Source organism: Caulobacter sp. HMWF025, from assembly GCF_003060965.1.
Taxonomy (GTDB): Bacteria; Pseudomonadota; Alphaproteobacteria; order Caulobacterales; family Caulobacteraceae; genus Caulobacter.
On sequence record NZ_QAII01000045.1, the window covers coordinates 57,865 to 69,788 of the forward strand.

At 67.3% G+C, this 11,924-nt stretch carries 9 protein-coding genes and 1 pseudogene; 5 read left to right on the forward strand and 5 right to left on the reverse strand.

Annotated elements, in window-relative coordinates; all coding sequences use genetic code 11:
- Window positions 1-97: 97 nt before the first annotated feature.
- The 3 genes from DBR10_RS05785 to DBR10_RS05795 all read right to left on the reverse strand — a co-directional run bounded on the left by DBR10_RS05785 (window position 98) and on the right by DBR10_RS05795 (window position 4,650).
- Window positions 98-988 (reverse strand): cobalamin biosynthesis protein CbiG, encoded by an 891-nt coding sequence (locus tag DBR10_RS05785; RefSeq protein WP_108556205.1) that lies wholly within the window; start codon window positions 986-988, stop codon window positions 98-100.
- Window positions 989-1,062: 74 nt separating this feature from the next.
- The gene (gene mdoH, locus DBR10_RS05790) at window positions 1,063-3,063 is read right to left on the reverse strand and encodes a glucans biosynthesis glucosyltransferase MdoH (protein WP_108504287.1); all 2,001 of its coding nucleotides are present in this window, start codon (window positions 3,061-3,063) and stop codon (window positions 1,063-1,065) included.
- Between the two features lie 555 nt (window positions 3,064-3,618).
- Window positions 3,619-4,650, reverse strand: coding sequence for an NADP-dependent oxidoreductase (locus DBR10_RS05795; RefSeq protein WP_108504286.1), 1,032 nt, complete (start codon window positions 4,648-4,650; stop codon window positions 3,619-3,621).
- A 103-nt stretch (window positions 4,651-4,753) separates the two neighbouring features.
- On the opposite strand from DBR10_RS05795, the gene DBR10_RS05800 reads away from it, so the two are divergent.
- From DBR10_RS05800 to DBR10_RS05820, 5 genes are all read left to right on the forward strand, one after another.
- On the forward strand, window positions 4,754-5,689 hold the full coding sequence (locus DBR10_RS05800) for a Gfo/Idh/MocA family protein (RefSeq protein ID WP_108504285.1): 936 nt from the start codon (window positions 4,754-4,756) through the stop codon (window positions 5,687-5,689).
- 154 nt (window positions 5,690-5,843) lie between these two features.
- A complete protein-coding gene (locus DBR10_RS05805) occupies window positions 5,844-6,218 on the forward strand; it encodes a response regulator (RefSeq protein WP_108504284.1) in 375 nt (124 codons plus the stop codon).
- A 118-nt stretch (window positions 6,219-6,336) separates the two neighbouring features.
- Window positions 6,337-8,673, forward strand: a complete 2,337-nt coding sequence (locus DBR10_RS05810; RefSeq protein ID WP_233243291.1) for a PAS domain S-box protein — start codon at window positions 6,337-6,339, stop codon at window positions 8,671-8,673.
- Between the two features lie 150 nt (window positions 8,674-8,823).
- Window positions 8,824-10,554, forward strand: a complete 1,731-nt coding sequence (ilvD, locus tag DBR10_RS05815; protein WP_108504282.1) for a dihydroxy-acid dehydratase — start codon at window positions 8,824-8,826, stop codon at window positions 10,552-10,554.
- 45 nt (window positions 10,555-10,599) lie between these two features.
- Window positions 10,600-11,208 carry a LysE family translocator gene (locus tag DBR10_RS05820; protein WP_233243292.1) on the forward strand — a complete coding sequence of 203 codons (609 nt, stop codon included), beginning with the start codon at window positions 10,600-10,602 and terminating at the stop codon, window positions 11,206-11,208.
- 6 nt (window positions 11,209-11,214) lie between these two features.
- Here DBR10_RS05820 and DBR10_RS05825 read toward each other — a convergent pair whose 3' ends face one another.
- Window positions 11,215-11,538: a hypothetical protein gene (locus DBR10_RS05825; RefSeq protein ID WP_108504280.1), complete on the reverse strand. Its 324-nt coding sequence runs from the start codon at window positions 11,536-11,538 to the stop codon at window positions 11,215-11,217.
- A 64-nt stretch (window positions 11,539-11,602) separates the two neighbouring features.
- Window positions 11,603-11,924: pseudogene (locus tag DBR10_RS19035) on the reverse strand (hypothetical protein); the annotation flags it as partial.

Here is an 11,924-nt window from a genome sequence, read left to right on the forward strand (position 1 = left end):
CGGATGAGGGGTTGAAGATCCTTCCGGAAAGGCCCGCGAGACCCCTCATCCGTCGCCTGGCGGCGACACCTTCTCCCGCAAGGGGAGAAGGCTGGAATTACGCCCCCAGAATCCAGCCCTCTTCCGCCTGGGCGGCCTCGACCACCTCGGCCGGGACGTCCTTGCCCGGTGCGAAGACCGCGCCCAGCTTGCCGGCTTCGTCCAGCTTGGCGAAGTGTTCGGCCTGGGCCCGGACCTGGGCCAGGTCCTTGACCTCGCCGGGAGCCGGGACGGCCTTCAGCAGCGAGGGATAGACCTCGGCGATCACCACATCCACGCCGTCGAGGTCAGCCTCGGTCAGGGCCTTGAAGCCCGTCTCGAACGGCCAGACGCGGGCGTTGCGGGCATCGCGCAGCCGGCGTGCGGCCGGGATGCCGACGATCGCCTGCCCGCCGACCGAGCCGTTGTAATAGAGCTTCCAGATCGAGTGCGCGCCCTTGGCGGCTTTGTCTGCAAAGCGGAACTCGGCCAGGTCGCCCTCGCCGTGTTCGCGGGTGCGCTTGGGCTGCAGGGTGGTCAGGGCGTCCTTGGGCGGGCAGCCCCAGAACGGGAAGGGGCCACCGGTCAGGCGCCGGTTGATCTCCGAGCCCACGCCGAAGCGGTTGTTGGTGTTGTCGGCCTTGTCCTTGACCATCTTGTTCAACTGGTCCCAGACCGCGCGCCACGGCGCCTCGCCCGGCAGGTTCAGCGCCTGGGCAAAACCCTGCGGGAAGCCCAGCGGGAAGTCGAAGCCGACCAGGGCCCGCTCGCCACGCTTCTTGAAGTCGTCGAGGATGGCCGCCAGCTTGGCTTCAGCCTCCTGGCGCGTGGCCGGGTTGTGGCTCTCGAAAGTCAGGCGGAAGCGCACGTCGCGCTTGAGCACGCCGATCCACACGGAATCCGCGCCCGTGGTGGGTTTGGCCGCCGCGCTCCAGTCGACGATTACATAGGCGCTGAACAGGCGCGACACGGCGTTGGCTCCGTCAGGAATGAACGAAGCGCGCTTCTACTCCGGACCGGCGGCGGGAGCCAGCGGCGTTGCGATCAGACGGCGGTTTGTTCGGCCGTCTTCTCGGCCGCCGCAGCGGTGCGGCCGTCACGGGCGAACCAGCGGGCCGGCGGCTCGCAGACCGGGCCGAGGGCGGCGCGGACGATGGCCGGCGGGCGGCGCTCTTCCGGCGTCATGAACAGGCCGTTGGCCTTGACCCGCAGGCCGGCCAGCTTGTGGGCTCCCAGCATGGTCAGCGGCACGGCCAGCATCAGGCCGGCCAGGATCGGCGCCGTGGCGGTCAGCAGGTCCGGCGTGAACCAGAAGCCGAGGGCCAGGGCGCAGCCTGTCATCGAGATCCAGCCCATCGCACGGAAGGCTTCAGCCCCGCTGACCTTGTCGGCGTCGCGGCGCTGGGTGGCCCAGCCGCCGACCTTGCCGGCGAGGATTTCGACCAAGGCACGGGTCTGGGTGAACATCAGCATCGGCGCGACCAGCGCCGACAGCAGCATCTCGACGCTGAGGCCCGCAGCGATCCGGCGACGGCCGCCGAAACCCTTGCGCTCTTCCGGACGCGAGAAGACCAGGATGGTGCCGAGGATCTTGGGCCCGAACAGCAGCACGAAGGTGATGATCATCGCCCAGGCGGTGGCCTGGATCTCGCGCCAGTCGATCAGGGCGTGGGCGGCGGCTTGCAGGTCGGCCATGGTGAAGGCCGCCTTCTTGAGCGAGGGCATCAGCAGGCGCGACACGATCCCGGCCGACAAGGCCATGAACCACAGCGGCGACAGCACATAGCTCAGCACGCCGATCACCAGGTGCATGCGGCTCAGCCAGTGCAGGCCGGGCAGGGCGACCAGCGGGATGTGCTGGACATTGCCCCGGCACCAGCGGCGGTCGCGGGTGGCGAAGTCGAGCAGGTTGGAGGGGCTCTCCTCGTAGGAGCCTTCCAGATAGGGAGCCAGGTGGACGCTCCAGCCGCCGCGGCGCAGCAGGGCGCTTTCCAGGGCGTCATGGCTCATTACCTCGCCGCCGAACGGCTTGGGGCCGTCCAGCGAGGGCAGGCCGCAGGTCTCGGCGAAGGCACGGGTGCGGACAATGGCGTTGTGGCCCCAGAACGAGCTCTCGCTGCCCGACCACCAGGCCAGGCCGGTCCAGGCGACGCGGCCATACAGGCGCGTGGCGAACTGCAGGGTGCGGGCGAAGATGGTCTGGCCGTTGATGATCATCGGCATGGTCTGGATCAGGCCGGCCCCGGGGTGACGCTCCATGGCGTCGGCCAGGCGAACCATGGCCTCGCCGGTCATCAGGCTGTCGGCATCGAGCACCAGCATGTGCTCGTAGCTGCTGCCCCAGCGGCTCACCCAGTCGGCGATGTTGCCAGCCTTGCGGCCCTTGTTTTCCTGGCGGACGCGATAATAGACGGCGCTGTTGGCCTCACGGCGGAAGCGCGCGAAGCAGGCCTGCTCGGCGAGGGCCACGGCCGGGTCGCGCGTGTCGCTGAGGATGAAGATGTCGAAGGCGCGGCTGGCGCCGGTCTCGGCCAGCGAGGCGTCCATGGCCCGCAGGCGGGCGAAGACGGCCGTGGCGTCTTCATTGTGCACGGGCATCAGGATGGCGGTGCGGGCCCGCAGCTTGGGCATCGGCTTGGCGCTGTCGATACCCAGCGGGTCCTTCGGCTTGCCCAGCAGGATGACGAAGCCGGCAAAGGCAGTGCAGAACCACAGCGACAGGGCCAGGAACAGCGGCACCAGCAGGGTCAGGACGATAGCTTCCAGCCGGGTGATGCCGCCGAGGGCGACGGTGTCGAAGGTGGCCTTCCAGCCGGCTGCGCCCATGAAGAGGGTGGCCAGACCGACGATCCAGCGGCGCATGCTCATGTCGGAGACGACGCTGGTGGCGCGGCGCGCACCGCCCTGCCAGAACGCCAGATGCTGCACCGGCATGGCCAGAGGGGCCTCGGCCGGGATCTCCACGGTGTCGCGGCGCTGAAGCACCTGGTCGAGCGCGACGCTTGTGGAGGTCCGCAGGTCGAAGAGGCTGGAGCGATCGCTCATCGGGTCATCGTCTCGGTCTGTCCGGGCGGGCCGGGCTTCTCCGGTCAGGTCGACCTTGCGGGGTTCAGGCGCTCTGACCGGCCGCGACCTGACGGTGCGTCCGGGAATGAGGGCTTGAGGCTTGGGGTCGACGTCCGGCGTGGAGAGCCACCGGCAGGTGCCATAATAAAACTTCGATCACGAAATCGCTACCAGAAATCACGCGGCAGTCGCGTTCGCGGCAAAAAAGCCGTGAACTGACTGGGCGTCGGGACGGGCTTTCGTTGGGATTGTTCTGATAAATATCTGAAATGTATCGGATTTCAAGATTTCAAACGCGCGTCCGATCGTTCAGCGGGCGGACGTTGCGCGTGCGCTCCGGCATCCGGACGGGCGCAAGGTGGGGCTGAAAAAACCCGAAAGGAGCAACCCGACGGCGACTCAGGGCGTGAGATCGTGATCACTCGGCCCCTCTGGATCACGCCCGATCACGCCGGCGCGAGGGGCGGGTGGCACCTGTCATCCCGGATGGCGCGAAGCGGTTCCGGGATGACAGGCCGTGCCGGTAGCGGGCGGTTAGGCCAGCTTGACCAGCATCTTGCCGAGGTTCTCGCCGTTGAACAGCTTGATGAAGGCCTCGGGGGCATTCTCGACGCCGTCTTCGATGGTTTCCTTCCACTGCAGCTTTCCGGCGCCCATCCAGGCGGCCATGTCCTGCACGAAGGCCGGATAGAGGTCGTAGTGGTTGGAGACGATGAAGCCCTCCATCCGCAGGCTCTTGCCGACGGCCTGGATGATGTTGGACGGGCCGACCGGCTTACCGGTCTCGTTATACTGCGAGATCATGCCGCACAGGGCGAAGCGGGCGAACGGACGGGCCGAATTGATGGCCGCTTCCAGGTGCACGCCGCCGACGTTCTCGAAATAGACGTCGATGCCCTTGGGGGCGACCTTGGCCAGTTCGGCCACCACGTCCGGTGTGGCCTTGTAGTCGATGACGTGATCGACGCCGATCGACTTCAGGAACGCCACCTTGTCCGGACCACCGGCCGAGCCGATCACGGTGTGACCCTTCAGCTTGGCGATCTGGCAGACCACCGAGCCGACGGCTCCGGCGGCGGCCGAGACGAACACCACGTCGCCGTCCTTCAGGGCGGCCACGCGCAGCAGGCCCGCATAGGCGGTCATGCCCGGCATGCCGAGGATGCCGAGGAAGGCCTGGGGCGGCAGGCCGTGGGTGTCGATCTTGGTCAGGGCCCCCAGCGCGCCACCGGCGGCCCGGATCGCGGCCGGCGAGACGTTGAACAGTTCACGCCAGCCGAACATCGAATTGACGATGTCACCGACCGCGAAGTCGGGATCGTTCGAGGCGACGATCTGGCCGATCGCGCCGCCCTGCAGGGCCTTGCCCAGCTCGAACGGCGGCACGTAGCTGGCCCGGTCGTACATGCGGCCGCGCATATAGGGGTCGACCGACATCCAGAGGTTCTTGACCTGAACCTCGCCCTCGCCAGGCGCAGCGACCTCGACGGTGGCCAGTTCGAAGTCGGCATGGGTCGGAACCCCGACAGGGCGGCTCTTCAGTCGGATTTCGCGTGAGGCGGTCATGGGGCGTTTCCCTGAGAGTTTCTAATTTAAACGCTTGTTTAGCCTGTCCTGACGTCATGCTCCAGTGCTTCTAACCGGCGGCGAACCGGTTTAGACATCCGGCATGACCCAAGCGATCCTCAAGACGGCCCCCCTGAAGGCTGGCGTTGTCGGTGCCGGCGTGTTCGGCGGCTATCACGCCAAGAAGTATGCCGAACTGCCGGACGTTGATCTCGTCGCCGTGTTCGACATTGATCTCGCCCGTGCGGCAGCCCTGGCCGAGCCCCTGGGCGCGACGCCCTATGACGACATGGCCACTTTCCTGGCCGCCGTCGACGTGGTGACCGTCGCCACCCCCGCCGTCCATCATGCCGGTGCGGCCCTGGCGGCCCTGAAGGCGGGCAAGCCGGTCTATTCGGAAAAGCCCCTGGCGGTGACGCCGCAAGATGCCGACGCCATGGTCGCCGCGGCCCGCAAGGCCGGCGTGCCCCTGGCTTGCGGCCATCAGGAGCGGGTGGTGTTCCAGGCCATGGGCCTGCTCGACATTCCCGAGCAGCCCCTACGCCTTGAAGCCGTGCGTCGCGGCACGCCCTCGGACCGCAATCTGGACGTCTCGGTGGTGCTGGATCTGATGATTCACGACATCGACCTGGCGCTCGCCCTCTGCGCCGCCGAGCCCGTGACCGTGGAAGGCGAGGGGGCCATCACCCGCTCGACCTCGCTGGACTGGGTCAAGGTCGAGGCCACGTTCGAGAACGGCTTCACGGCCGTGTTCGACGCCTCGCGCGTCGCCGAGGCCCGCGAGCGGACCATGAAGGTGGTCTATCCCTCCGGCGAGGTCGAGATCGACTTTCTGGCCCGCACTTTCCGCAACACCACCCCGTTCCCGCTGATCGAGGACTTCACAGAAACCCCGGCCGGCAAGGATCCGCTGGGCCTCAGCGTCGCGGGCTTCCTGGCGGCGGTACGCGGCGAGACCCCGCGTCCGGTTGTCACCGGGGTCGAAGCGGCCCGGGCCCTCGATCTGGCCCTGGCAGTGGAGCAGGCAGCGGAGGGCTGACCCGCCTCGCAGGGCGGCGAAAATTTATCCGTCGGGCGTGGAACCTTGTCGGCGCGAGCGCGTTTTGGACTTGCGTCGGGGGTCCAACAGGACGGCGCCAGAGGTATCTCGACATGTCACGTCTCTCGCTGCGCCACCGCTGTCAGGCATTCTGATGGCGACGATCCTCATTGTTGAGGACGAGGTTTTCGTCCTTCAGGCCGCAGAGTGGGCCGTGGAGGACATGGGCCACAGCCCCCTTATGGCCAGTGATCTGACGGAGGCCCTGGTGCATCTGTCGGCATCAGGTTCAATCGACGCGCTGTTTGTCGACATCCGCCTGCGGACCCTGGCCCTGGGCGGCTACGATGTCGCCAACCAGGCCATCAAGATCCGGCCAGACCTGCGGGTCCTCTACACCTCGGGAACGCCGCTCAGCGCCGAGATGTCGGCTCTGTTCGTGAATGGCGGTCACTTCCTTCGGAAGCCCTACTCCCCCGAAGGCCTTGGCCTGTCGCTGGGGGCACTGCTCGAGACTCTAACCCCCTAAGTCCATGCGACGGCCCGTCGGCCCTCGTTGTCGTCCATCTGAGCTAGGAATCCCCATCCCCATTTCCAAAGCGGAGAGTACCGCCAGCGCGTTCGCCATCCCGGGCGAGGCCGTCGCGGTGCATCGCCAGACTGAAGAATCAATCGTCGCGGCCGGTGCCCTGCAGAGTGCCATCTTCAACAGTGCCAACTTCTCGAGCATCGCCACCGACGCGCGGGGGGTGATCCAGATCTTCAATGTCGGGGCCGAGCGGATGCTGGGCTACACCGCCGCCGAGGTGATGAATACCATCACCCCCGCCGACATTTCCGATCCCCAGGAACTGATCGCCCGGGCCCAGGCCCTCAGCGCCGAGCTGGCCACTCCGATCACGCCCGGCTTCGAAGCCCTGGTGTTCAAGGCCTCGTGCGGCATCGAGGACATCTATGAGCTGACCTATATCCGCAAGGACGGGACCCGGTTTCCGGCGGTCGTGAACGTCACCGCCCTGCGCGACGCGCAGGACACCATCATCGGCTACCTGCTGATCGGCACCGACAACACCGCCCGCAAGCTGGTGGAGGAGGAGCAGAAGAAGTCCGACCAGCGGCTTCGCGACCAGCAATTCTACACGCGCTCACTGATCGAATCCAACATCGACGCCCTGATGACCACCGACCCCGCCGGGATCATCACAGACGTCAACAAGCAGATGGAGGCCCTGACCGGCTGCACCCGCGACGAGCTGATCGGCGCGCCGTTCAAGGACTGCTTCACCGATCCCGACCGCGCCGAGGCCGGCATCAAGCGGGTGCTGAGCGAGAAATCGGTCACCGACTACGAACTGACCGCCCGCGCCCGCGACGGCAAGCAGACTGTCGTCTCCTATAACGCCACCACCTTCTATGACCGCAAGCGAACGCTGCAGGGCGTGTTTGCCGCGGCCCGCGATGTCACCGAGCGCAAGCGGGTCGAGGCCGAGTTGCAACAGGCCAAGGCCGACGCCGAGAGCGCCAGCCGCACCAAGTCCGACTTTCTCGCCAGCATGAGCCACGAAATCCGCACCCCGATGAACTCGATCATGGGGATCGCCGATCTGCTGGCCAAGACCGAACTGACCCCCGAGCAGGACAAGTATGTCCAGATCTTCCGGCGCTCAGGCGACAATCTGCTCAACCTGATCAACGACATCCTCGACCTGTCCAAGGTGGAAGCCTCGCAGTTGGACCTGGAGCGGACGGGCTTCTCCCTCAATGATCATCTGGAGAAGGTGATCGAAATGGTCGCGCCGCGGGCCCACCAGAAGGGCCTGTCGCTGGTTTGGACGATCGCGCCGGACGTCGGGAACGACCTGATCGGCGACCCGGCCCGGTTGCGGCAGGTGCTGCTGAACCTGCTGGGCAACGCCATCAAGTTCACCCTGTCCGGACGCGTGTCACTGACGGTGGAAAGCGAGCGCGACGGTTCCAACCCCACCGACCTGCGTTTTACGGTTGTGGACACCGGCATCGGCATCCCGGGCGACAAGCTGCGCCAGGTGTTCGAACGCTTCACCCAGGCAGACTCTTCGACGACCCGCCGGTTTGGCGGGTCAGGGCTGGGCCTGACCATCTCCAAACAGCTGGTCGAGCTGATGGGGGGAAGGATCTGGGTCGAAAGTGAGATTGAGGTCGGGAGCTCCTTTGGCTTTACAGTGCCGTTCGCCATCTGGGCCGACGCTGATCGCCCCAGGCTGGCCCCGCAGGACGCGGGTCCAGATAGCCCCCAGCCCGCGCTGCGGATCCTGCTGGCCGAGGACTCGCCGGACAATCGCACGATCGCTTTGGCCTATCTGGCAGACACGCCCTATTGCGTTGACGTCGCCGAGACCGGCGCGACTGCCTGCGCCATGTTTGAGGTCTGTCACTACGATCTTGTGCTGATGGATCGTCAGATGCCCGTCATGGACGGCCTCACGGCCACGCGCACCATTCGCGCCTGGGAGGTCGCCAATGGCCGCCCGCCCGCGCCGATCATCGCCCTGACGGCGTCTGCCCTTAAAGGTGACCGGGAAACCTGTCTCGCGGCGGGTTGCACGGCCTATTTGACCAAGCCCATCAAGCAGGAGGTACTGCTGCAGGCGATCCGGGAACACTCTACCGCTAAGGGCCAGGCCGTTGCGGCAGGGGCACCCAAACTCAGGATTTCGCCGGCGGCGCGGAAACTGGCCGAGCGAACGCCAGCCTATCTGCACAACTGCCGGCAGACTGTTATCGATCTGGGAGTCGCCCTGGCCGTGCCGGACTTCGAGACCGTCATCCTGCTTGGGCACAATCTGCGGGGATCGGGCGGAGCGTTCGGGTTTCAGGCCATCACGGACATCGGGGCGGCCCTGGAAGCGGCGGGTGGGCTGAGCGATGTCGAAGCCTCGCGCGGATGGGTGTCGGCCCTGTCCACCTTCCTGGACCGGATCGAGGCCGCGCCGGTGCCAGCCTGAAACATGCCTCGGACAGGGGCGTATCGGCGGGGTTGAGGCACGGAATGAACGGGTTGGCCCGTTTCAATGGAGGAATAATCCTCATTGGGGCCTTTCGCGCCCGGTCTGGCAGCGGTAAGGACACCCCTCCAATTCGCAAGGGCGTGCGCCATGACCAGGAAACCTGACGGAAGCTGGGACAAGTCCAAACTGCCGAGCCGGCACGTGACCGAAGGTCCGGCCCGCGCGCCGCACCGCTCATATTACTATGCCATGGGCCTGGGCACCCGCGACATCGCCCAGCCGTTCGTGGGCGTGGCCTCGTGCTGGAACGAGGCAGCTCCGTGCAACACGGCCCTGATGCGTCAGGCCAATGCCGTGGCCAAGGGCGTCGAGGCCGCCGGCGGCACCCCCCGCGAGTTCTGCACCATCACCGTCACTGACGGCATCGCCATGGGCCATGAGGGCATGCGCAGCTCACTGGTCAGCCGCGACTGCATCGCCGACTCGGTCGAACTGACCATGCGCGGCCACGGCTATGACGCCCTCGTCGGCGTCGCCGGCTGCGACAAGAGCCTGCCGGGCATGATGATGGCCATGCTGCGCCTCAACGTGCCCTCGGTGTTCCTGTACGGCGGTTCAATCCTGCCGGGCCGCTTCAACGGCAAGGACATCACCGTCATGGACGTCTTCGAGGGCGTCGGCGCCTTCGCGGCCGGGACCATGGACGAGAAGACCCTGTGCGAGCTGGAAAAGCATGCCTGTCCGTCGGACGGGGCTTGCGGCGGCCAGTTCACCGCCAACACCATGGCCTGCGTCTCCGAGGCCATCGGCCTGGCCCTGCCGCTGTCCTCGGCCCTGCCGGCTCCCTATCTGGACCGCGACCAGTACGCTGTCGCCTCGGGTGAGGCGGTGATGCGACTGATCGAGCAGAACATCCGCCCGCGCGACATCTGCACCCGCAAGGCGTTCGAGAACGCCGCCGTCGTTGTGGCCGCCACCGGCGGCTCGACCAACGGAGCCCTGCACCTGCCGGCCATGGCCCACGAGTGCGGCATTGAATTCACCCTCAAGGACGTGGCCGAGATCGCCGCCCGCACCCCCTATATCGCCGACCTCAAGCCTGGCGGCCGCTATGTGGCCAAGGATATGGGCGAGGCCGGCGGCGTGCCGATGCTGCTGCGCACCCTGCTGGAGGCGGGCCTGCTGCACGGCGATGTCATGACCGTGACCGGCAAGACCCTGGCCGAGAACCTGGCCGACGTGGTCTGGCGCGAAGACCAGGACGTGATCCGTCCGGTGTCCAATCCGCTGTCGCCGACCGGTGGCGTGGTCGGCCTGTGGGGCTCGCTGGCGCCCGAGGGCGGCATCGTCAAGGTGGCGGGCCTCAAGCACCAGGTGCACCGTGGCCCGGCCCGGGTGTTCGACGGCGAAGCCGCCTGTTTCGAGGCCGTCTCGAACCGCGACTACAAGGAAGGCGACGTCCTGGTCATCCGCTATGAGGGGCCCAAGGGCGGGCCGGGTATGCGCGAGATGCTGTCAACCACCGCTGCGATCTACGGTCAGGGCGTCGAGAACATCGCCCTGATCACCGACGGCCGCTTCTCGGGTGCCACGCGCGGCCTGTGCATCGGCCACGTGGGTCCGGAGGCCGCCGTCGGGGGGCCCATCGCCCTGGTGCAGGACGGTGACATCATCAGCATCGACGCGACCAAGGGCACGATCGACCTCGAGGTCGAGCCCGAGGAACTCGCCCGCCGCAAGGCGCTGTGGGTGCCGCGCAAGCACAACTACAACAGCGGCGCGATCTGGAAGTTCACCCAGCTGGTGGGTCCGGCCTATCTGGGGGCGACCACGCACCCCGGCGCGGCCGAGGAAACCCACGTCTACGCTGACCTCTAGGGGCGCGGGGCCTTGCCTCACGCGGCCTGGCCTGTCGATCCGGGGATGATCGCCCCGTTCCTTGCGGCGATCATCCTCATCGAACTGACCCCGGGGCCCAATATGGGCTACCTCGCCGGGCTGTCGGCGCTGCAGGGCCGACGGGCGGGGTTCGTGACGGTCCTCGGCATCACCTGCGGCCTCTCGGTCTACATGCTGGCCGCGGTGTTCGGCCTGACCGAGGTGCTGCGCCAGAACCGGGGCCTCTATCAGCTGCTGCGTTGGTCCGGCGTGCTCTACATGGTCTGGATGGCCTATGACGCCTGGCGCGAAGGCGAGGCCGAGACGGCTGACGGAGCCGCTCCGGGCAGCGACTGGCGCTACTTCCAGCACGGCCTGCTGGCCAATCTGCTCAATCCCAAGGCGGCGCTGTTCTATGTGACCCTGCTGCCGGGGTTCATCAAACCCGACCACGCTGCTCCGGCGACCCAGGCCCTGGTTCTGGGCAGCAGCCATGTGCTGGTCAGCGTCGTGATCCACACGACCATTGTCCTGTTGGCCGACCGGGCCGGGGCCGTGCTGCGGCGGGCCAGTGCCAGCAAGATCGTGCGCGGCGGCTTTGCCCTGTCCCTGCTGGCCATGGCGGCCTGGCTTGCCGTGTCAACGGCGGGCTGACGGGAGTCAGCGACGGCGCCGGACTTCCCGGATGAAGCGGTCCTCATTGGCCAGTTCGAACTCGCTGGCCGGGACGATCCGGCGGGCCATGTCCAAGGGGCCGGGTTCGGTGGCGTCAAACTCCGGTTCGGCCACGGCGGCGCGAGGGCGCGGCACGGCGAGCTCGCCTACGCCTGAGGTCCGGACCAGAACAGCGGCGGTTTCGTCCTGGCTGACGACGCCGTCACGGTTGGAGTCCGCCCGGGACAGGATGAGGGGCTTTCGGGCCTCGTCCGCCTGAGCGGAGGTCACGGCTGCGAGGGTCAGGCCGGCAATCAACAGGATGCGCATGGAACACTCCGGGTTCGCGGCAGAAGCCTAGGCCTGGCACCCCGCCCCAGCAAGACCACCAAGTCTAGTCATCCAGGTCGAAGGGTAGCTCGTCCTGCTGGGCCTGGGACCTCGGCGTGGCCTTGGATACCGGCTTGTAGGTAGGGGCCGGCGGGGCCTGACGCGGAGGCGGATCCGGAGCCCAGGGCGGATCGTCGCCGAACGGGAGGTCGTCGCCGAGGTCGTCATCGACGAGATCCGCATCGTCCTCGTCCGGAAACAGCGGTGGAGGCGGCGGCGCGGCGCGACGGACCGGGGCGGGGGTCGGCACAGGCTCAGGCTCGACAAGCGCGGCCACGATCGGGGGCTGCGGCTGGACCTGGAGCGTGGCACGGGGCGCCTGGGGC